Source organism: Fundidesulfovibrio sp. YSD1 (assembly GCF_055397115.1).
Map to the genome: position 1 here is coordinate 3,636,021 of NZ_AP043666.1, position 19,500 is coordinate 3,655,520.

Genomic DNA, 19,500 nt, shown 5'->3' on the forward strand with positions numbered 1-19,500 from the left:
AGTACCCGGAGAACCCCCGCATGATCTTTATGGTCAGGCACCTCGCAGTCTTGGCCGTGCTCGCCTTGGCCGTCCCGCTTTTCGCTTCCCATGCCTGCATCGCGGCCGTCCCTGGGATGAAGAAACCCTCGGGCAAGGCTCAAGCCCCCCTGGTGGAGCCCACCGACCCCCAGGACGTGCCGGCCTTCATGGCCAGGCTCACCGACGAGGAGGCGCGCGCCCTCCTTCAGGCCAAGCTCGCGGCCCAGGCCGCCCCGGCCGCGCAGGACAGCGGGGAGGAGCACGGCAGCTTCCTGCTCGGGCTGTTCGTGAGCCTGGAAAAGTCCGTGCGCGAGGGGCTTGCGCGCCACGAACGCCTCCTGGCCAAGGCCCAGGAGGAGCTCTCCGGAGTGGACGTGGCGGGCAACCTCACCGGCGGCGGAACCTCCCGGAGCCTCCTGTATTCCCTGCTGGCGCTGGCCGCCGTCCTCGCCGGGGCGCTGGCCGCCTCGGCGGGCGCGGGCAGGCTGTGCGACACCCTGACCAGGCGCTCCCCGGGGCTCCCGGACGGGCCCGGGCTCGGCCGCACGGGCAGGGTCCTCTCCAACCTCCTGCGTAGCGCGCTCGCGGTGGCGGCGTTTTTCCTGGCCGCCTTCGCGCTCTACATGGCCCTGCTCCCGGCGGCGGGCAACGTTCGCACCATGGGGGTCATCGCCATAGTGGGGCTGTCCTATTACCTGCTCGTCAAGGCCGTGGCGCGCGTGCTGCTCTCCCCGGAGGACGGGGGGGCCCGGCTCATCCCCATCCGCGACGAGGACGCGCTCACGCTCTACCGCTGGCTCATGGCCATCGCCCTGGCTTCGGCCCTCTTGGGCGTGTCCGGCGTGGTCCTCAAGAATCTGGGCAAGGCCCCGGCCCTGGGGGACATCCTCTACGCCCAGGCCGGGCCGGTGGTGGGCCTTCTGCTCACGGGCATGATCCTGGCCAACCGCTCCCGGGTGGCCGGGGTGATCCTGGGTGGGGACGGCGGCCAGCACTTCGGGGCCAGGGCCCTGGCGGCGCGCTTCTGGCACTACCCCGCCGTGGCCTACGCGCTGGTCATCGGCTTCTTCTGGAGCTCGCAGGCCCTCTCGGGCGACGCCACCATCCTGCTGCTCGTGCTGAGCCTGTTCCTCATCCCGTGCGCCATCGGCGTGGACCTGTGGGTGGGCAAGCTCCTGGCCGCCGCGTCCGGGGAGGACAGGGAGGTCATCGACCTGACCCCGGAGGAGCGCGGCGCGGGCGAACCGGTCCACCCGGCGGCCCCGGACAGGAAGACCATCCGCTACTACATCCCGTTCATCCGCAAGAGCCTGCGGGTGGTCCTGGTGGCTTTCGCGGCCTTCGCCATGCTCAAGACCTGGGGGGTGGAGATCCCCTTGGGCTGGCTTTTCGCGCGAAACGTGCTGAGCGTCCTGCTGGTGGGCGTGGGCGGGCTTCTGGTCTGGGAGGTCATCCGCATCCGCATCGACCGCAGGCTGAGCGAGGAGACGAGCCTGCCCGGCGACGAGATGGAGGAGGGCGGCGGGGCGGGGGGCTCGCGCAGCGCCACGCTGCTCATGCTGCTGCGCAAGTTCCTCCTGTGCGTGATCGTGGTCATGGGCTCGCTTGTGGCCCTGTCCTCGCTGGGCGTGGACATCGGGCCGCTCATCGCGGGCGCTGGCGTCATCGGCCTGGCCATCGGCTTCGGCGCGCAGACCCTGGTCAAGGACATCATCTCCGGCGTGTTCTTCCTCATCGACGACGCCTTCCGCGTGGGGGACTACGTGGAGGCCGGGACGGCCAAGGGCACGGTGGAGCAGATCTCGCTGCGCTCCATGAAACTGCGCCACCCCCGGGGCATGGTCTTCACCATCCCCTACGGCGGGCTCAAGATACTGCAGAACTACAGCAGGGACTACATCATCTCCAAGCTCGACTTCCGCGTCCGCTACGACGCGGACATCGAGAAGATCAGGAAGATCATCAAGCGCATCAACAAGGAGCTGATGGCCAACGAGGAGATCAGCCGGGGGATGCTGAGCGACATCAAGTCCATGGGTGTGCGCAAGATGGAAGATTCGGCCATGATCCTGCGCATCAAGTTCAAGACCGTGCCGGGCCACCAGTTCCTGGTCGAAAAGGAGCTCTACCGCCGCGTGCAGGAGGCCTTCAGGAAGAACGGGATCGAGTTCGCGCACCGCAACGTGACGGTGTACTTCCCCCCGGAGTTCAGCGCCCTGGCGGCCGGGGAGAAGCAGATGGACGAGGCCGCCCGTCAGGCCCTCGGCGCGGCCGCCGCGAGCGCCCTGGCCGCCGAGGAAGAGGAAAAGCTGGCGGCCCTGAAGGCCGCCAAACCCAAGGCGGAATAGCCCCGGCGCGGGCGCGCTTCACGGGCCGGTCGTGCCCGGCTGGCCGGACGGGGTGGCCGCCGGTTCACGAGCCCGCCCCGGTTGGCGGAGCCGGACAGGGGCAGGCCCGTGGGACGCCGGGACGCGTCGGCTAACGCCTGATGCGCAGAAGCCGCAGGCCGTTGAAGATCACCAAAAGCGACGAGCCCAGGTCCGCCAGGATGGCCGTCCAGAGCGTGGCCATCTGCATGGCCGCCAGCACGAGGAACACCGCCTTCACGCCCAGGGCGAAGCCGATGTTGGCCTTGATCACCCCCATGGTCCTGCGCGAGTGCCCGATGAGCCAGGGCAGCTTGGAGAGGTCGTCGGACATGAGCGCCACGTCCGCCGTCTCGATGGCCACGTCCGTGCCGACGGAGCCCATGGCCACGCCCAGATGCGAGGCGGCCAGGGCCGGGGCGTCGTTCACTCCGTCGCCCACCATGGCCACGCGCCGCCCGGAATCCACCAGCTCCTGGACCGCGCGGGTCTTGTCCTCGGGCAAGAGGTCGGCCCGGAATTGCGTCACTCCGGCCTCGCTGGCGATCTTGGCGGCGGTCCGGGCGTTGTCGCCCGTGAGCATGACCACCGTGCCAACGCCCAGGGCCGCGAGCTCCCCCACGGCCTGCCTGGATTGCGGCCTGACCTCGTCCGCCACCGAGAGGCAGCCGAGCACGCGGCCTTCGGTCCACACGCAGACCACCGTGGCCGCCGAATCCTCCATGCGCCCGATAGTCTCCTCGATCTCGCTCGATACCGGCGCCACGCCCGTCTCCCTGAGGAAGCGCGGGTTGCCCACGTAGTGCGCGGCCCCGTGGACCACGCCCTGCGCGCCGAGGCCCGGCCTGGCCTGAGCGTCCCGCACCTGGGGCACGTCCACGCCGAGCGCGGCGGCGTGGCGCATCACGGCCAGGGCCACCGGATGGCTGCTGCGCGACTCCAGGGCGGCGGCCACGGCCAGGAGCCCGGCCTCGGAGGTTCCGTTCAGGCAGGCCACGCCCGTCACGGCGGGCCTGCCGCGGGTCAGGGTGCCGGTCTTGTCCAGGGCCACGGCGTCCAGCGTGGCCGGGACCTCCAGAAACACCCCGCCCTTGACCAAAACGCCGTTGCGCGCGGCCGAGGCCAGGGCGGCCACCACGCTCACGGGCGTGGAGATCACCAGGGCGCACGGGCACGAGATCACGAGGATCACCAGGGCCTCGTAGATCCACTTGTCCCAGGGCTCGCCCGCGAAAAGCGGGGGGATCACCGCGAAGAGGAGCGACACGCCGACCATCACCGGCGTGTACACGGCCGCGAACTTCTCCACCCACTGCACGGCCTTGGCGCGCCTGGACTGGGCGTCCTCCACCATGCGCATGATCCTGGCCAGGGTGGTGTCCGAGGCGGCCCGGGTGGTCTTCACCTCCAGCGCGCCCTCGGCGTTGATGGTGCCCGCGAACACCTGGTCGCCCGGGGACTTGGGCACGGGCATGGACTCGCCCGTGATGGGGGACTGGTCCACGCTGGACGCGCCCGAGCGCACCTCGCCGTCCAGGGGGATGCGGTCGCCGGGGCGCACCAGGATGACGGAGCCCGGCCGCACTTCCTCCACCGGCGTCTCCACCGGGCCGAAGGTGAAGGGCGAGAACACCAGGGCCTTGTCCGGGGCCAGGGTCATGAGGGCGTGGATGGCGTTTCTGGCGCGGCCCACGCTCCAGGCTTCGAGCTGGTTGGCCAGGGCGAAGAGGAAGGCCACGGACGCGCCCTCGGAGTATTCGCCGATGGCCATGGCCCCGCTGCACGCCAGGACCATGAGCAGGTTCATGTCCGGGCGCAGGGTGCGCAGCGAGTGCGCGGCCTTGGGCAGCACGTGCCACACTCCGGCCAGGGCCGCCGCGATCCACAGGGCCTTGGCCGCCACGGGGGCCTCGCTGCTGTGCCTGAAGGCAGCCAACAGCGATCCGTGCTCCGCCATCATCAGGCCGAGCCCCGAGGCCCAGAGCGCGCCGCTCACGGCGCAGAGCGCCTCTCGGCCCCGCCGCGCCCAGAAGCCCCCCCGGGTGGCGCAGGTGCCGCCGCAGCAGGAGCAGGCAGCCAGGGCCTGGGCCACGGGCTCGGCCTTCATGCCGGTGGCGCGCACGGCCTGTTCGATCTGCTCCTGGGCCAGTTGCAAGCCTTCGACATCCACCTTCAATTTGCGCTCCAGGAGGTCGAAGCTGAGCCGGTCCTTGTCGCCCACCAGGGGCTCCAGGGCCCGGGTGAGGATGGCCACCTCCTCGGCGCAGTCCATGTCCATGATGCGAAACGTCAACGAATTCATGGGATTCCTTCTTCTCTGGAAACATATTCGGGCCTTTCGGCCCACGGCTTGCCAGAGTAGACACCCTGGAGTAACTTCAGGGTCAAGCGTTTTCCAGGAGGAAGCGATGAAGATAGGGGACCTGGCCGGGAGGGCCGGCTGCACGGTGGAGACCGTGCGCTACTACGAGCGCGAGGGGTTATTGCCCGAACCGGAGCGCGGGGCCAACAACTACCGCGTGTACGGCGCGGAGCACCTGGAGGCGTTGAGTTTCATCCGCAACTGCCGGACGCTCGAGATGTCCCTGGGGGAGATCCGCGCGCTCATCCAGCTGAAGCTCGACCCGTGCAAGGACTGCAACGAGGTCAACGTGATCCTCGACGAGCACATCGAGCACGTGGCCGAGCGCATCGAGAGGCTCACGGCCCTGAAGGGCCAGCTCACCGCCCTGCGTGGCAGGTGCGCCAGGATTCGGGCGGTGTCGGACTGCGCCATCCTGCACGAGCTCTCCGAGCCCGTGGAGGACGGCCGCGCCGCCAAGGGCTGCCTGGAGCCGCACGTGCGCGGGGCGCGCTGCGCGCACGCGAAAAACGCGTCCTAGGCCCGCTCGTCGGTGGCAGTCCTCTCCGGTCGCGTGGAGGAGGCCGTCGCGACAGGTTTCTTTCCGACGATGGAGCGGCCCGCGCGGGAGCAAGGGGGGGGCGAAACGAGGCGGCCCGGGAGCGCGGCATGCACTTCCGGGCCGCCTTGGCCTTGGTCAGGCGATTTTCAGTTCTCGAAGTGGCACGGTCTGGGCGGCTTCCTCAAGGAAGGCCCGCAGCTCGCGCTCGCAGTCCGGGGAGTAGGCAATTTGGGCCACGGCGGCGTGGCGGTCGAGCACGCTCATGATCCCCAGGTGGCCGTGGGCCTCCAGCAGGAACTTGAGGAGCCCCACGTTCTCCCGCGCGATCCCCACGTAGATCCGTGACGACCGGCGCGGGGCGGCGTAGGGCGTCTTGCGCCTGCGGGGCCTGGGTTCGCTCACGCCCCGTCCTGGCCCAGGATGCGGTGGCCGTCCTCGGTGACGACGACCATGTGCTCCCAGCGGATGCCGCCCCACTCGGGGTAGTAGAGCCCAGGCTCCACGGTGATGACCATGCCCGGCTCCAGCACCCCTTCGGCGATGGGCGAGAGGCTCGGGTATTCGTGGGTCTCCAGGCCGATGCCGTGCCCCAGGGCGTGGGTGAAGGCCTTCTCCACACCGAACTGCGCGAAGTAGGAGCGCGCGGCGTGGTAGGCCTCGCTTATGGGCAGGCCCGGGCGGATCACGGAGATGGCCTTGGCCTGGGCCATCTGGGTCAGCTCCAGGGCCTTGCGGAAGTAGTCCGGCGGGCGCTTGCCGACCCAGAAGGTGCGGGTCTGGTCGGAGTTGTACTCGCCGTGGCGTCCGCCCATGTCCACGAGCACCATGCACTCTTCCTTGACCAGGTCGCGCCCGGGTTCGGCGTGCGGCAGGGCGGCGTTGGAGTCCACGGCCACGATGGGCGAGAACGCGAGCTCAGAGGCCCCGAAGTCGCGGAAGAGCTGCTCGAGCCGCCAGGCCACCTCGCCCTCGCTGCGCCCGGGCAGGATCTCGTCCGGAGCCGCGCGCATGACCCGCTCGTTGACCGCGCAGGAGCGGTCCAGGCGTTCGATCTCGGCGGGCTCCTTGATGCGGCGCAGGTCCTCCACGAGGCCGTGGGTGGGAACGAGCGCGAGCGTCTCGCGCAGGTGCTCGCAGGTGTCCACGCTCATGGCCCTGCTCTCGAAGGCCAGGGGGCCCTGGTGGACCTTGGCGATGAATTCCCTGATCTGCGCGTGGCGGTGGCCGGTGTAGATGAAGATGTCGTCCTCGGGCCACAGCCGCCTCGCGGCGTCCAGGAACCGGGGGTCGGTGAGCAGCTTGTCGCGGCCGTCAGCGCCGATCAGGAGCATGCCAGAGGACTCGTTGCACTGGGAGTCGTGCAGTTCGAAGCCGCTCAGGTAGTAGCGGTTGGCCGCGTGGGAGACCAGAAGCGCGGTGTGCCCCGCATCGCGGATGCGGGCGCGCAGTTTCTCGCGCCGGGCGGCGTACACGTCCGGCGAAAAGGGAGCGTCGGTCACGGATGAACCTTCAGAGGGCGTAAGTGGTTTCGGCCTTGCCGGTCACCATGCGTTCGGCCCACTCCACGCCCTGCATCACCGAGTGGTCCATGTTGCTCACCTCGTACTTCCAGCCGCCGAAGCGGCCCCTGCCGAAGATGCCCACGGACTCCAGCCAGGGCTGGATCGTGCGCAGGGCCGCGTCGCGGCCCAGGGTGGGCACGGGGTAGGAGTAGTCGAGGCGCATCTCCCAGGTGGAGACGATGGCGTCCCGTTCCCTTGGCGTCATGAGCGACACGTTTACAAGACCGTCCACCACGCTGTCCAGGTGCGCGGCGTTCTCGGGCTTGTGCTCGGAGAAGCTCACCTCGGTCATGTAGGCGCGCATGCGCGTGGTCATGCCGTCGGGGTCCGGGGTGTTGTTGGGCGAGTAGTGGTGGAAGTTGGTCACGCGGTAGAAGGGGTTGTCGGACTCGGGGAAATACATCCAGCAGCGCTCGTCGGTCTTGGGGCCTTCCACGCCCACGCCACCGATGTAGCCGCCGCTGTGCTTGAGCCCGTCGGCGGCCCGGCGCACCGCGTCCGGGGCCGTGGCCAGGAGCGTGCGGGCCAGGATGTCCAGCGGGCCGGTGAAGAGCAGGCGCTCGTACTCGATCGCCGCCCCGTCCGGGCCGAGCACCGTCTTCGCGGCGGGGTCCACGCCCCTGACCGGGAAATCGTAGCGGATGTGGCCCGCGAGCTTGGCCGCCACCCTGCGGTAGATCTCCCCAGTGCCGCCCTTGAGCGGGAAGCGGAAGGTGTTGTTGGGGCCCCAGGAGACGTCGTTCAGTTCCAGGATGACGTTTTTGAGCACCTTTTCCAGGTCGATGACGCTCACGCGCTCGCCGATCCACTTGTAGCCCATGAGCTCCGGCGGCGTGGCCCAGACCTTGAAGTTGTAGGGCTCCATGAAGAGCTTCGCGATGCCCTGGCCGAACACCCTGAGGATCCACTCGTGGAAGTTGGCCGGATCGCCCGCGTTCTCGGGGCGCACGCCGGGCAGGAGCCCGCGCACGCACTCCCAGGCCAGGTCCTTGGGCAGGTGGCGGATGTTGTTCTGGAAGGGGTAGGGCACCCAGGTCCCGGCGATGCGCACCCAGGCCTCGCGCTGGTGCTCCAGGTAGTCGCCGCCCAGGGCGTCATCCAGCATGCGGTCGAAGTACTCGTAGTGCGAGAAGACCACGTGCCCGCCCACGTCCCAGGTGAAGCCCTGGGAGTCCTTGAAGCTGGCGGCGAGCCCGCCGGGGTAGGAGTTGGCCTCGAGCACGACGAAATCGCGCTCGCCGAGCTCGGCGAGCCTGCGGGCGGCGCCCAAGCCGGTGGGGCCGGCGCCCACGATGATGTATTTGTGACGCACGTTTCTTCCTCCGTGAAGAGACGCGCTTTTTAATGCAAGATACGAGCCGTTTTCCAGGCGTCAGGAAGCCGGGATGAGCCCGGAGGCGGCCACCAGGTGCGGGCAGGCCCCGGTCATGGCTGCCGCGCGCTCCTTGAGGAAGCGGGCCACGTCGTGAAGCGGCACGGCGGCCATCTCGCAGTGCTCGGGCGCGGGGCTGCCCACGTACGCGGCCAGGACGTCGCGATGGTCCATGGGGAGCTCCAAGAGAAGCCCGGTCTCGATGATGCGCGTCCCGGTGTCCTCCACCAGGGCGAAGGGCCTGGGATCGCAGGCGGCGGGGTCGATGCCCAGCTCCTCGCGCAGTTCGGCCGCGAACGCCCCCCTCCAGGAGATCGACCCGTCCGGTTCGCGGATGGAGGCGTCCAGGGTGCCCGAGGGCGCGGTCTCCCACTGGTTCGGCTCCACGGCCAGGTTCCGCCTGCGCAGCCCGAAGAAGAGGTGGCCGGAGGCGACCACCAGCCCGCTCAGGGCCAGGGAGCGCACGCGAAGCTCGGAGTAGAGTTCCGGCTCGGCCAGTTGCGCCAGGTACCACTTGTACGGGGCCAGGAAACCCACGGCGTCGCCGCCCTCGAAGCGCTCCAGGCTGAAGACGCGCCCGTCGAAGAGCCCGGGGACGCGCTCCAGGCTTTGACGCCAGAGCTCATCCACGCGCTCGAGCGCCTCCTGCGAGGGCGTGGGAAGCGGGGCCGTGTCCAGGATGCGCAGGTTGCCCGGCGCGGGGTGTGTGAGAAACATCAGCGCCTCCCGGCGAAGATGGTCATGACCACGGCGGTCAGGATCAGTCCTGAGCCCAGGTAGCCGAAGGCGGTGAAGCTCTCGCCGAAGAGCGAGAAGGCCAGGAGCGCGGCCACCACGGGCTCCAGGGTGGCGATCACGGCGGCGCGGCTGGCCTCGATGCGCCTCAGGCCCGCGTAGTAGAGCGAGTAGGCCCCGTAGGTGCTGCATACGGCCAGCACCGCGCAGGCGATCCAGACCTCGAGCGGGTGCGGGCCGAAGCTGAAGAACGGCGTCATGCAGGCCGCGCCGGCGGGCAGGGCGTAGAGAAAGATCGTGGGCGTGGGGTAGCGTGAGAGGAAGGCTTTGCCGAAGATGTAGTAGAGCGCGTAGGTGAGCCCCGAGAGAAGCCCGAAGCCCAGGGCCTGGGCGTTGATGCCGCCGTCCAGCCCGCCGCCCAGGCTCACGCCCGCCACGCCCAGCACCGTGAGCGCCACCGCGCCCACCTTGGCCGGGGTCATCTTTTCGCCGAGAAGCTTCCAGGCCAGGAGCGCAACCCACGCGGGCGCGGTGTAGAGAAGCACCGAGGCCAGAGCGGCCCCGCCCTCGCGCACGGCCAGCACGTAGCTGCCGAAGAGCCCGAAGATGCACACCACGCCGAAGCCCAGCACCCACGGCAGGTCGCGGCCGTCGATTTTCACGCGCCTGATGGCCAGGGCGTGGGCCGCGTAGAGCACCCAGGCCAGGGTGGCGCGCCAGAAGGCGACCTCCAGGGCGGGCATGCCGGACTGGAAGGCGTACTTGGAGAGGGGGCCGATCATGCCCCAAAGCAGGGCGGCCAGGGCAACGAGCGCATATCCGGTGAACATGACGGGCTTTTCTAGCCGCATGCGGCCGGGAAAGAAAGGACAATCACGAGGAACCTTTCCGGTCCGGTTGCGCCGGGACGGCTCGCTGAGGGTGCTTCAGGACTGGCGGGCGCGGGGCCTGCTTCCTGGCGCGGGCAAGGCCGGGATCAGAAGCTGCGCTTGAGGAGCACCCCGCCGGACGGCGAACTCCCCGTCTGTGGCTCGGGCTTGCCGTAGGGCCTGTAGGCCGCGCCCGGGCCGTCCGGCGCGCCCAGGATGCCGATGACCTCCGTGTCCGGGTCGGTCTGGAAGGTGGCCCGGACCCCGGCTGTGCTGCGCCCGAAGGTCTTGGGGTCGCGGTCCACGGGCGAGTTGGGCGTCACGGATTCGGCGGCAGGGCGGGTGTTCGGGGTCACCACCACGTTGTCCGGCCGTTGGCGGGCCTCCCCAGGGCGCTTGCCGCCCAGGCCCTTGACCCCGGCCACGGGCTTTCCCGCGATCAAGTCGCGATGGTCCGCCACGGGCGGAGGCAGGGCGGCCGCGAGGCTCGGGATGGTCAGGATCGCGCCGGATCTGATCTTCGCGTCGGGTTTGAGTCTGTTGGCGCGGGCGAGCAGGGCGGGGCTGACCTTGTAGGCGCGGGCCACGCCGCGCAAGGTCTCGCCCGGACGCACGGCGTGTTCGAGGGCCTGGCAGGGCGGGGAGCAGAGAAGCGCCACGGCCAGCGCCGCGAGAAGCTTCGCGCAGAGGCGGTGAACCGTCCGGGCCATGCCTACTCCTTTCTGTTTGCAAGCAGCCCTAACAATTCAGGAAGTCTGGAGCAAGCCCTATCTGGCCGGGCGGTTGGTCAGGGCCACGCCCGCGAGCACCAGTGCCCCGCCCGCCACGATGGGGGCGTTGATGGCTTCGCCAAGCATAAGCGCGCCCATGATGGCCGCCGAGACGGGCACGAAGTTGATGAACACCGCCGCGCGCGAAGCCCCGATCTCCTTGATGCCCTGATAGAACCACACGAAGCCCACGCCCGTGCCGAAGATCCCCAGGTAGAGGATGCAGGCCCAGCCCGTGAGCGACAGGCTGGCGGCCTGGGTCGCGAGCCCGTCGGCCAGGGCCGGGGGCAGGAGCATGAGCATCCCGGCCAGGCAGGAGAACGTCACTGCGGCCAGCGGGGTCAGCCTGCCCATCACCTGCTTGCCCAAAAGCGAATAGCTCACCCAGGAGAGCATGGCCCCGGCGATGGCCAGGTCGCCCAGGCTCAGTTCGCCGGAGAAGAGCCCCAGCGGGTTGCCCCGGCCGATGACCACGGCGGCCCCGGTCAGGCAGAGCGCGATGCCCAGGGCCTTGAGCTTGCCGAGCGGCTCCCTGAACAGGAGCCAGGAAAAGAGCGCGATGAACACGGGGTTGCCCGCCACGATGATGGCCGCGCGTCCGGCGGGCACGCTTTTCAGCCCCCAGAGGAAGAAGGCGTTGTAGCCGAACACGCCCGTGGCCCCGAGTCCCAGAAGGATGATGATCATCTTGGCGTCGAAGCGCGGCAGCGTGCCCTCCTTCCAGAGGAAGAAGGCCACGAGGAAGACGTTGGCGGCCACGAAGCGCAGAAACGAGGCCGGGAACGCGCTGATCTCCGGGCCGAGCATCCTCCCGGCGATGAACGTGCCGCCCCAGATCACGGCGGTGGCGAAGAGCTTCAGGGTGGTCAGGCTCATGGCGCCGTGGCCCTCATCTCGCCCGGGCCGCGAAATAGCCCTGCATGGTGGCCGCGCCGAGCACCACCAAGCCTCCGGCAAGGGCCGTGGCCGAGGGCTTCTCGCCGATGAAGAGGAACACCCATACGGGGTTCAGGATGGGCTCGATCACCGGGATGATTATGGCGGGCAGGGCGCGCACGTGGCGGATGGCCTTGGTGTAGATGAAGTAGGCCAGCCCGGTCTGGATAAGCCCCAGCACGAGAAGCGCGCCGATACCCTTGGCGTCCGGCAGGGGGCCGGAGAAGTAGAAGGGCGTGCAGACCAGGCAGAGGAGCGCGTTGCCCAGGAGCACGGCCTCGGTCTGGCCGCCGCGGCCGCCCAGGCGGCGCAGGAAGAGCGGGATGCCCGCGAAGGCGAAGCTCGACCCCACGGCCAGGGTGATGCCGAGTTTGCCCTGGGGCGAGACGTCCTCCCAGAAGAAGAGCACCATGCCGCACAGCGCCAGGCCCAGGGCGGCCCAGTCGCTCGGGCGCGTGGGCTCGCCCAAGAAGCGCGGGGCGAGAAGCGCCACGTGGATGGGGGCCAGGTACTGGAGCATCACGGCGTTGGCCGCCGTGGTCAGGCGCGTGGCCGTGACGAACATGAGCATGCACGCGGCCGTGGACACCGCCGCGCCGACAAGCGGCCAGCTCAGGCGGATTTGCGGCCGCCCCAGGGCCAGGGCCAAAAACACGGCCGCGATGCCCGAGCGCGCCCCCGCGATGGCCAGCGGGTTCCACTCCACGGACTTGATGAAGACGCCGCCGATGGACCAGAGCACGGCGGTGAGGACCAGGGCCAGGGCGGCGTTTCTGCCGGTCATCCGGGGAACCTTCCGTTGGGGCGGTAAAGAGGAAAAAGGCCGGAAAGGGCAACGCCCCCCGGCCGCAGCGAGCAATGCGGATTCATCTGTGACAGCCTTTCCGGGCTACTCGCCCAGGTACGCCTTCCTGATTTCCGGGTTGTCCAGGAGTTCCTGGCCTCCCCCGGTCATGGATATTTCGCCCGTCTCCATCACGTAACCCCTGTGGGCCAGCTTGAGGGCCAGGTTGGCGTTCTGCTCCACGAGCAGCACGGTCATGCCCTCCTCCTCGTTGACGCGGCGGATGATGGCGAAGATGTGCTCCACGATGAGCGGCGCGAGCCCCAGCGAGGGCTCGTCCAGGAGAAGGAGCTTCGGCCTGCCCATGAGCGCGCGCCCGATGGCCAGCATCTGCTGCTCGCCGCCGGAGAGGGTGCCGCCGTGCTGGTCGCGGCGCTCCTTGAGGCGCGGGAAGAGGGCGAACACGTGGGCCAGGTCGCGCTTCACTGCTTCGAAATCCTTGCGGAAATAGGCCCCCATCTCCAGGTTCTCGGCCACGGTGAGCCTGGGGAAGATGCGCCTGCCCTCGGGCACCTGGCAAAGCCCCATGCTGGGCAGCTTCTCGGGCGCGATGGAGGCGATGTCGTGGCCGTCGTAGACCACTTGGCCGGCCATGGGCCGCAGGATTCCGCTTATGGTCATGAGCGTGGTGGACTTGCCCGCGCCGTTGGCCCCGATGATGGTCACGATCTCGCCGGGCTCCACGCGCAGCCACAGGCCGCGCACGGCGGGGGCGCGGCCCCATCCGGCGGACACGTCGCGAAGTTCGAGCACCGGCGCGCTCACGAGTGTTCCTCCTCGGAGCGCTTGCCCACGCGCGCCGCCGGAATGAGCCCGGCCGGTCTGAAGAGCATCATGAAGGCCATGGCCGCCCCGAACACGAGCATGCGGTACTGCTCGAAGTCGCGGAAGACCTCGGGCAGGGCGATGAGCGCCAGCGCCCCCAGGACGATGCCCGGGATCGAGCCCATGCCGCCCAGCACCACCATGGCCAGGACCATGGCCGACTCGATGAACGTGAACGACCCCGGCGACACGAAGCGCATCTTGGCCGCGAAGAACGCGCCGGCCAGCCCGCCGAACACCGCGCCCATGGCGTAGGCCAGGAGTTTCAGCGCGAAGGTGTTCACGCCCATGAGCGAGGCGGCTGTCTCGTCCTCGCGGATGGCCTCCCAGGCGCGGCCCACGCGCGAATCCGCCAGCCTTCTCACGGCGACGATGGTCACCAGCGCGATGCCCAGGATCAGGTAGTACTGCGACAGGGGGCTCCTGATGAGCATCCGGGCGATCTCCCAGCCGTTCTCGGGGTCGGGCCAGTAGATCGCGGGCGCCTTGATGCCGAGTATCCCGTTGGGGCCGCCGGTGAGCTTCATCCAGTTGTTCAGCACCAGGCGCAAAATCTCGCCGAAGCCCAGGGTGACGATGGCCAGGTAGTCGCCGCGCATGCGCAGCGTGGGGTAGCCGATGACGCACCCGGCCACGGCCGCGAAGACGGCGCACAGCGGCAGGGCCAGCCAGAAGGAGAGCTCGTAGTGCACCGAGAGCAGGGCGTAGGTGTAGGCCCCCACGCCGTAGAAGGCGATGTAGCCGAGGTCCAGAAGCCCGGCCAGGCCCACCACGATGTTCAGCCCCAGGCCAAGGGTCACGTAGACGAGCACGTTGATGGCCACGTCGCGCCCGTAGCGCGAGGCGATCAGCGGAAAGCCGATCAGCACGGCGAGCCCAAGGGCCTTCCACAGCCAGCCCGGCACGCGCGAGGCGGCGTGGGAGGCGGTGGCGAAGAGCCTGTCCGTGCCCAGGTCCACCCGGGACTTGAGCTTCCACAGCGCCAGGCAGACGAGCGCGGCCAGGAGCGCGGACCCGGTGATCTTCGCCGCCTTGGCGAACTCCAGGCCCCCGGCCGTGATGCCGGTCATGGGCCAGATCAGCAGAAACAGCCAGAGCGCGCCGATGGCGAGCCTTCCGGCCAGGCCCTTAGACGCGGGTGTCATTGATGTTCTCGCCCATGAGGCCGGTTGGTCTGAAGTAGAGCACGGCGATGAGGATCACGAAGGCGAAGACGTCCTTGTATTCGCCGGAGATGTAGGCCGCCGTGAAGATTTCCGTCGCCCCGATGATAAGCCCCCCGAGCATGGCCCCGGTGATGGAGCCGATGCCGCCCAGCACGGCGGCCGCGAAGGCCTTGATGCCCGGCACGAAGCCCATGTCGTAGCGCACGGAGCCGAAGTACAGGCCCACCAGGATGCCCGAGGCCGCCGCCAGGGCCGCGCCGATGGCGAAGGTGACGGAGATGATCCTGTCGGAGCTTATGCCCACCAGGGTGGCCATGACCCTGTCCTGGGCGGTGGCGCGCATGGCCTTGCCCAGGCGCGTGCGGTACACGAGGCGGTTCAGGCCCACCATGAGGAGCGCCGTGACGCTGAGGGCGATGATCTGCAGGTAGGTGAAGTTGAACTCGCCCACCTGGAACGCGCCCTTGGCGTACACGCCGGGGTAGGTCTTGTCGTAGACGCCCTGGGTGAGCATGAGGCCGTTCTGCAGGAAGATCGACATGCCCAGCGCCGAAAGCAGCACCGAGAGCTTGGACGCCTTGCGCAGCGGCTTGTAGGCCACCTTCTCCACGCCCATGGCCATCATGGCGCAGTAGCCCATGGAGAGCAGGAAGGCGATGCTCAGGCAGAGCCATGGATGGGTCTGCATGTAGCCCTGGGAGTCCATCCAGGCCAGCAGGATGACGCCCATGTAGCCGCCTGCGGCGAAGAACTCTCCGTGGGCGAAGTTGATGAGCTGGATGATGCCGTAGACCATGGTGTAGCCCAGGGCGATCAGGGCGTAGAAGCCGCCCAGGGTCACGGCGTTGATGAGCTGCTGGAGAAAGAAGTCCATGGTTCGCGGGTGGTCTCGTCTCGGGCGTTCAAGGTTGAAGAGGATGCCCCTCCCCGGCGTTCGGGGAGCCGTTGTTTGAGCAGACGAATGCCGTTTTCGTCAAGGCTGCGGACCCTTTGCCGGGCTGATTATTTTTCTCGCCCCTGGCGCTTACGAGCGGAAGATGAAGTACACCGCGCCCACCAGGCAGAGCCCGGCCCAGAGGTGGTCGAGCTTGAGGGGCTGGTTCATGTACCAGATGGAGAAGGGCGCGAACACCGAGAGGGTGATCACCTCCTGCATGATCTTGAGCTGCGGCAGCGTGAGCTGGCCGAAGCCGATGCGGTTGGCCGGGACCTGGAGCATGTACTCGAAGAGCGCGATGCCCCAGGAAAAAAGCGCCGCGATCCACCAGGGGCGCGAGTGCAGGTTCTTCAGGTGCGCGTACCAGGCGAAGGTCATGAACACGTTGGAGGCCACGAGCAGGCCCACAGTGGTGAGGACGGTGCGTGAGAACATCGCGGTAAGCCCCTGTTTGCCAGGCCCTCGCGCGGGCCTGGCGTGTGATGGCGCGCTTCCGGCGGTTTGCTCCCGGCGGAGGCGCAGAAGCACCTAGGCCCTTTCCGGGGCGGGCGCAAGCCTCTTGCCGGGCAAGGGGGACCTCCCGCCGCGAGGCTGCCCTGCCCACGATGCGGCGAGGCGCAAAAAAAGCCGGACCGCCCGAAAGCGGTCCGGCCTGCTGGTCAGGTGTGGCCGGGCCTAGAACATCTTGCCGGTCTCGGGGTTGAAGTATTCCTTGAACTTGTCGCCTTCGACCTTGTAGATCACGTAGTTGGACCCGGAGTCGCCGTTGTCCTGGAACTTGATGGTCTTGGAGGCGCCCACCATGTTGAGCTTCATCATCTCGGCGCGGATCTTGTCGGCGTCGGTGGACTTGGCGGCCTTGATGGCGGTCAGCAGGGAATAGGCGGAGTCGAACGCGTAGGCCGAATACGCGCCGGGGTCGCCGTGCATGGCGGTGTATTTGTCCAGGAACTTCTTGTACACGGGGGCGTTCTTGTCGGCGTAGCCGAAGGTGAAGAACACGCCCTGGGACTGCTCGGGGGCTTCCTTGATGAAGTTCGGGTGGTACACGGCGTCCTGGGAGAGCACGGCGGCCTTGATGCCCATCTGGCGGAACTGCTTGATCATGCGGATGCCGGACGAGGAGTTCTGCAGGCTCATGTAGAAGACGTCGGGGTTGGCCTCCTTCACCTTGGTCAGGATGGCGGAGTAGTCCATGTCGCCTTCGTTGACGTGCTCGTGGGCCAGCACCTTCACGCCGATCTTCTTGGACTCCTCGGCCACGTACTCGGCCAGGTGCTGGGAGTAGGTGGTCTTGTCGTCCACGATGTAGATGGTCTTGGCCTTGAGCACATCCTTGAGGAACTTGCCCGCGGCGTCGGCCTGGTGGATGTCCAGGCCGCACATGCGGTACATGTACTTGAAGCCGCGCTGGGTGACCTTGGGGTTGGTGGAGGCCGGGGTGATCATGGTGATCTTTTCTTCGTTCAGCACCTCGGAGGCCGGGATGGTGGCCGAGGAGCAGTAGGCGCCGATGACGCCGGCGACCTTGGAGTTGGCCAGCTTGTTGGCGCCGGCCACGGCCTGGCGGGGATCGCAGGCGCTGTCCTGCACTTCCACTTCGATGCCGTCGAATCCGGGCACGCCGCCCTCGGCCTTCACGACCTCGACGGCGGTCTTCACGCCCTTGACGATGTCGTTGCCGTCGGCGGCAGAGGAGCCGGAAATGGGCGCCAGCACGCCGATCTTGAGCGGCGCGGCCTGGGCGGCTCCGGCAACGAGGGTGAGGGCCAGGGCCAGAAGCCCGATGATCCGTTTCGCCATGTCGTCCTCCTGTCGTGTTTGCCTGTTGACTTCCCTTGGTTCTCCAGATTCTTCGCGTCGTAGCTGAAATCAGTGGGTCGTGCCGAGGTAGGCCTCGATGACCCGCTGGTCTTTCCGTATTTCGGAGGGGGTGCCCTCGGCGATCTTCTCGCCGTGCTCCAACACCACGATGCGCGTGCAAAGCCCCATGACCACCTTCATGTCGTGCTCCACCATGAGCACGTTCACGCCGTGGCCCAGGATGCGCTCGATGTCCTTCATGAGGGCGGCGGATTCCGTGGGGTTCAGCCCGGCGGCGGGCTCGTCGAGCAGGATGGTCTGCGGGTCGCTGGCCAGGGCGCGGGCGATCTCCAGGCGGCGCTGCAGGCCGTAGGGGAGGTTCCGGGCCTCTTCGTGGGCGTGATCGCCCAGGGCCATGAAATCGAGCGCCCAGCGGGCCTTGTCGCGGATGCGGGCCTCCTCGGCGCGCTGCGAGGGCGTGCGCAGCATGGCGCCCACCACCCCGGCGCGGGTGCGGCCGTGCTGGGCGATCATCACGTTCTCCAGCGCGGTCATGTTCTGGAAGAGGCGGATGTTCTGGAAGGTGCGCGCCAGGCCCATCTTCAGGATCAGGTGCGGCGCGGTCCCGGCCAGGGCCTTGCCGTCGTAGGCCGCGCGGCCGGAGCTGACCTGGTACACCCCGGTGATGACGTTGAACACCGTGGTCTTGCCCGCCCCGTTGGGGCCGATGAGCCCCAGGATCTCCCCGGGCTTGAGCTCGAAGCTCACCTCGCAGAGGGCCTGGAGGCCGCCGAAGCGGACCGATACGTCCTCGAACACCAGATGGGCCATGTGGGTGAAACCGCTCCTTGTGATGGATGTGAGCGGCGATGATTACCCGCATGTACCCGAATTGGCAAGATTGTAAGACGGTCCCGGTGGCGTCAGGCCTTGGGCCCGTCCTGGCCCAGGGCGCGGGCCAGGTCCTTGAGTTCCCCGGAGAGCTCCCGCAGGCGCGAGGCCGCCTCCCCCTGGCGTTCGGAGGACTCCACGAAGCTCGAGGCGATGCGGTCCACGTCCTCCACGTTGCGGGCGATCTCCGAGGCCGCCTGGGACTGTTGCCCGGCGGCGGAAGCGATCTCGGCCGTGTGGTCCGCCACGCGGGAGGCGTCCTGGCGGATGCGCTCCAGGGCTTGGGCCGTGGCGGTGGAGAGCTCCCGCGCGGCCTCCACCTGCGTGGAGGTGCCGTTCATGGAGGCCACGGCCTCGGCCGAGGCCGCGCGGATGGTCTCCACTGCGGCGCGCACGTCCTTGGTGGCAATCAGGGTCTTCTCCGCCAGCTTGCGCACCTCGTCGGCCACCACGGCGAAGCCCCGGCCGGATTCCCCGGCGCGGGCGGCCTCGATGGCCGCGTTGAGCGCAAGCAGGTTGGTCTGGTCCGCGATGTCGTTGATCACGCCTATTATGCGCCCGATCTCCCCCGCCTGGCGCGAGAGGGCCTCAAGGTCCCGCGAGAGCCCGCTGGCGGACTGGCGCAGTTCGTCGATGCCCTTGGCCGTTCCGTCCACCAGGCTCGCCCCCTCGGAAGCGGTCTGGCCGGTCGTGCGCGCCTCCTCCCAGGTGGCCTGGGTGTTGCGGGCGACCTCCCGCACGCTGGCGGCCATCTCCTCCATGGCCGCGGCCACGGAGTCGGTGTTGCGCTTCTGCCTGCGGGCCTCCTCCACCTGGATGGCCGCGCCCTCCTCGAAGCGGCGCGCGGACGCGTCCAGCTCCGAGGCCAGGCCGCCCAGGCGCTTGGCCGTCTCCATGATCACCTGCCTACGCTTCTCCGAGGCCTCCAGGTCCTTGCGCTGGCTGGCCAGGGGGATGAAGTGGCACAAAAGGCCCATGGAGCCCGGCGCGGCGATGACCCGGGAGCGCAGGGCGTCCTTTCCGGCGGACGACACGCCCACGGTGACTCCCTCGGGGAAGGCCGCCTTGCCCACCGCCCCGGCGATCTCCTCCCCGGCCACTTCGGCGAGGGAGCTTCCGGCCCGGGCCTGGGCGTCCACCCCCGTGAGCGCCTTGTAGGAGCGGCTGGCCAGCAGGAGCCCGCCGGAGCCGTCGAAGGCCAGGAGCGGCACGGGGCTGTCCTCCAGGGCCTGGCGGTAGTCGTCCGAACGGCGCTGGGCCTCGCCGAGGGCCTGCGAGCACTCCTTCAGGGCGCGCCCGAGGGTTTTCAGCATGGAAGAGGCCGTCAGGAAGGCGGCAAGGCAGCCCGCGAGCCCGGCCGCGCCAAGCGGCAGGCGCACGGCCCAGGCGAGGGAGGAATCCGGCGGAAGGGCGGCCGCAGCCAGGAGGGCGCTCCCGGCGGCGAGACAGAAGGCGGGGACGGCGGGCCGGACAACCAGCGCGGTGAAGTCGCTCATGTGT

18 protein-coding genes are annotated in these 19,500 nt (G+C 68.8%); 2 read left to right on the forward strand and 16 right to left on the reverse strand.

What is annotated here, in order from left to right:
• Positions 1–20: 20 nt before the first annotated feature.
• Positions 21–2,369 carry a mechanosensitive ion channel domain-containing protein gene (locus ACZ5V4_RS16885; RefSeq protein WP_464316036.1) on the forward strand — a complete coding sequence of 783 codons (2,349 nt, stop codon included), beginning with the start codon at positions 21–23 and terminating at the stop codon, positions 2,367–2,369.
• A gap of 130 nt (positions 2,370–2,499) precedes the next feature.
• On the opposite strand, the gene ACZ5V4_RS16890 is transcribed toward ACZ5V4_RS16885, so the two are convergent.
• On the reverse strand, positions 2,500–4,689 hold the full coding sequence (locus ACZ5V4_RS16890) for a heavy metal translocating P-type ATPase (RefSeq protein WP_464316037.1): 2,190 nt from the start codon (positions 4,687–4,689) through the stop codon (positions 2,500–2,502).
• A gap of 106 nt (positions 4,690–4,795) precedes the next feature.
• Between ACZ5V4_RS16890 and cadR the strand changes: the two genes are divergently transcribed.
• Positions 4,796–5,269, forward strand: a complete 474-nt coding sequence (gene cadR, locus ACZ5V4_RS16895; RefSeq protein WP_464316038.1) for a Cd(II)/Pb(II)-responsive transcriptional regulator — start codon at positions 4,796–4,798, stop codon at positions 5,267–5,269.
• Between the two features lie 156 nt (positions 5,270–5,425).
• Here cadR and ACZ5V4_RS16900 read toward each other — a convergent pair whose 3' ends face one another.
• The 15 genes from ACZ5V4_RS16900 to ACZ5V4_RS16970 form a co-directional block, all read right to left on the reverse strand.
• Positions 5,426–5,692, reverse strand: coding sequence for a DUF4911 domain-containing protein (locus tag ACZ5V4_RS16900; RefSeq protein ID WP_464316039.1), 267 nt, complete (start codon positions 5,690–5,692; stop codon positions 5,426–5,428).
• Entirely contained in the window at positions 5,689–6,789 is a 1,101-nt protein-coding gene (locus ACZ5V4_RS16905) for a M24 family metallopeptidase (protein WP_464316040.1), read from the reverse strand. Before ACZ5V4_RS16905 ends, ACZ5V4_RS16900 begins: the two co-directional genes overlap by 4 nt.
• Positions 6,790–6,799: 10 nt before the next feature.
• Positions 6,800–8,164: a protoporphyrinogen/coproporphyrinogen oxidase gene (locus ACZ5V4_RS16910; RefSeq protein WP_464316041.1), complete on the reverse strand. Its 1,365-nt coding sequence runs from the start codon at positions 8,162–8,164 to the stop codon at positions 6,800–6,802.
• A gap of 60 nt (positions 8,165–8,224) precedes the next feature.
• Complete coding sequence (locus tag ACZ5V4_RS16915) at positions 8,225–8,941, reverse strand: hypothetical protein (RefSeq protein WP_464316042.1); 717 nt, start codon at positions 8,939–8,941, stop codon at positions 8,225–8,227.
• Positions 8,941–9,789 (reverse strand): DMT family transporter, encoded by an 849-nt coding sequence (locus tag ACZ5V4_RS16920; RefSeq protein ID WP_464316043.1) that lies wholly within the window; start codon positions 9,787–9,789, stop codon positions 8,941–8,943. The genes ACZ5V4_RS16915 and ACZ5V4_RS16920 overlap by 1 nt, the downstream gene beginning before the upstream one ends.
• A gap of 146 nt (positions 9,790–9,935) precedes the next feature.
• Positions 9,936–10,538 carry a LysM peptidoglycan-binding domain-containing protein gene (locus ACZ5V4_RS16925; RefSeq protein WP_464316044.1) on the reverse strand — a complete coding sequence of 201 codons (603 nt, stop codon included), beginning with the start codon at positions 10,536–10,538 and terminating at the stop codon, positions 9,936–9,938.
• A gap of 57 nt (positions 10,539–10,595) precedes the next feature.
• Entirely contained in the window at positions 10,596–11,474 is an 879-nt protein-coding gene (locus ACZ5V4_RS16930; protein ID WP_464316045.1) for a DMT family transporter, read from the reverse strand.
• A gap of 13 nt (positions 11,475–11,487) precedes the next feature.
• Positions 11,488–12,318: a DMT family transporter gene (locus ACZ5V4_RS16935; RefSeq protein WP_464316046.1), complete on the reverse strand. Its 831-nt coding sequence runs from the start codon at positions 12,316–12,318 to the stop codon at positions 11,488–11,490.
• A gap of 105 nt (positions 12,319–12,423) precedes the next feature.
• Positions 12,424–13,143, reverse strand: coding sequence for an ABC transporter ATP-binding protein (locus tag ACZ5V4_RS16940; protein ID WP_464316047.1), 720 nt, complete (start codon positions 13,141–13,143; stop codon positions 12,424–12,426).
• A complete protein-coding gene (locus ACZ5V4_RS16945) occupies positions 13,140–14,348 on the reverse strand; it encodes an ABC transporter permease subunit (protein WP_464316048.1) in 1,209 nt (402 codons plus the stop codon). The genes ACZ5V4_RS16940 and ACZ5V4_RS16945 overlap by 4 nt, the downstream gene beginning before the upstream one ends.
• Positions 14,332–15,243 carry a branched-chain amino acid ABC transporter permease gene (locus tag ACZ5V4_RS16950; protein ID WP_464316049.1) on the reverse strand — a complete coding sequence of 304 codons (912 nt, stop codon included), beginning with the start codon at positions 15,241–15,243 and terminating at the stop codon, positions 14,332–14,334. The genes ACZ5V4_RS16945 and ACZ5V4_RS16950 overlap by 17 nt, the downstream gene beginning before the upstream one ends.
• A gap of 150 nt (positions 15,244–15,393) precedes the next feature.
• A complete protein-coding gene (locus tag ACZ5V4_RS16955) occupies positions 15,394–15,741 on the reverse strand; it encodes a DMT family protein (RefSeq protein WP_464316050.1) in 348 nt (115 codons plus the stop codon).
• Positions 15,742–15,981: 240 nt separating this feature from the next.
• Positions 15,982–17,109, reverse strand: a complete 1,128-nt coding sequence (locus ACZ5V4_RS16960) for a branched-chain amino acid ABC transporter substrate-binding protein (protein WP_464316051.1) — start codon at positions 17,107–17,109, stop codon at positions 15,982–15,984.
• Between the two features lie 69 nt (positions 17,110–17,178).
• A complete protein-coding gene (locus tag ACZ5V4_RS16965) occupies positions 17,179–17,940 on the reverse strand; it encodes an ABC transporter ATP-binding protein (protein ID WP_464316052.1) in 762 nt (253 codons plus the stop codon).
• Between the two features lie 92 nt (positions 17,941–18,032).
• Positions 18,033–19,496 carry a methyl-accepting chemotaxis protein gene (locus ACZ5V4_RS16970; RefSeq protein ID WP_464316053.1) on the reverse strand — a complete coding sequence of 488 codons (1,464 nt, stop codon included), beginning with the start codon at positions 19,494–19,496 and terminating at the stop codon, positions 18,033–18,035.
• Positions 19,497–19,500 lie beyond the last annotated feature (4 nt).

What these genes read in the sequence shown, in the direction of transcription:
- cadR (WP_464316038.1), top strand. Translation starts at nt 4,796, where the DNA reads ATGAAGATAGGGGACCTGGCCGGGAGGGCCGGCTGCACGGTGGAGACC.
- ACZ5V4_RS16970 (WP_464316053.1), bottom strand. Translation starts at nt 19,496, where the DNA reads ATGAGCGACTTCACCGCGCTGGTTGTCCGGCCCGCCGTCCCCGCCTTC.
- ACZ5V4_RS16935 (WP_464316046.1), bottom strand. Translation starts at nt 12,318, where the DNA reads ATGACCGGCAGAAACGCCGCCCTGGCCCTGGTCCTCACCGCCGTGCTC.
- ACZ5V4_RS16920 (WP_464316043.1), bottom strand. Translation starts at nt 9,789, where the DNA reads ATGTTCACCGGATATGCGCTCGTTGCCCTGGCCGCCCTGCTTTGGGGC.
- ACZ5V4_RS16945 (WP_464316048.1), bottom strand. Translation starts at nt 14,348, where the DNA reads ATGACACCCGCGTCTAAGGGCCTGGCCGGAAGGCTCGCCATCGGCGCG.
- ACZ5V4_RS16890 (WP_464316037.1), bottom strand. Translation starts at nt 4,689, where the DNA reads ATGAATTCGTTGACGTTTCGCATCATGGACATGGACTGCGCCGAGGAG.
- ACZ5V4_RS16885 (WP_464316036.1), top strand. Translation starts at nt 21, where the DNA reads ATGATCTTTATGGTCAGGCACCTCGCAGTCTTGGCCGTGCTCGCCTTG.
- ACZ5V4_RS16965 (WP_464316052.1), bottom strand. Translation starts at nt 17,940, where the DNA reads ATGGCCCATCTGGTGTTCGAGGACGTATCGGTCCGCTTCGGCGGCCTC.
- ACZ5V4_RS16955 (WP_464316050.1), bottom strand. Translation starts at nt 15,741, where the DNA reads ATGTTCTCACGCACCGTCCTCACCACTGTGGGCCTGCTCGTGGCCTCC.
- ACZ5V4_RS16950 (WP_464316049.1), bottom strand. Translation starts at nt 15,243, where the DNA reads ATGGACTTCTTTCTCCAGCAGCTCATCAACGCCGTGACCCTGGGCGGC.
- ACZ5V4_RS16930 (WP_464316045.1), bottom strand. Translation starts at nt 11,474, where the DNA reads ATGAGCCTGACCACCCTGAAGCTCTTCGCCACCGCCGTGATCTGGGGC.
- ACZ5V4_RS16925 (WP_464316044.1), bottom strand. Translation starts at nt 10,538, where the DNA reads ATGGCCCGGACGGTTCACCGCCTCTGCGCGAAGCTTCTCGCGGCGCTG.
- ACZ5V4_RS16915 (WP_464316042.1), bottom strand. Translation starts at nt 8,941, where the DNA reads ATGTTTCTCACACACCCCGCGCCGGGCAACCTGCGCATCCTGGACACG.
- ACZ5V4_RS16960 (WP_464316051.1), bottom strand. Translation starts at nt 17,109, where the DNA reads ATGGCGAAACGGATCATCGGGCTTCTGGCCCTGGCCCTCACCCTCGTT.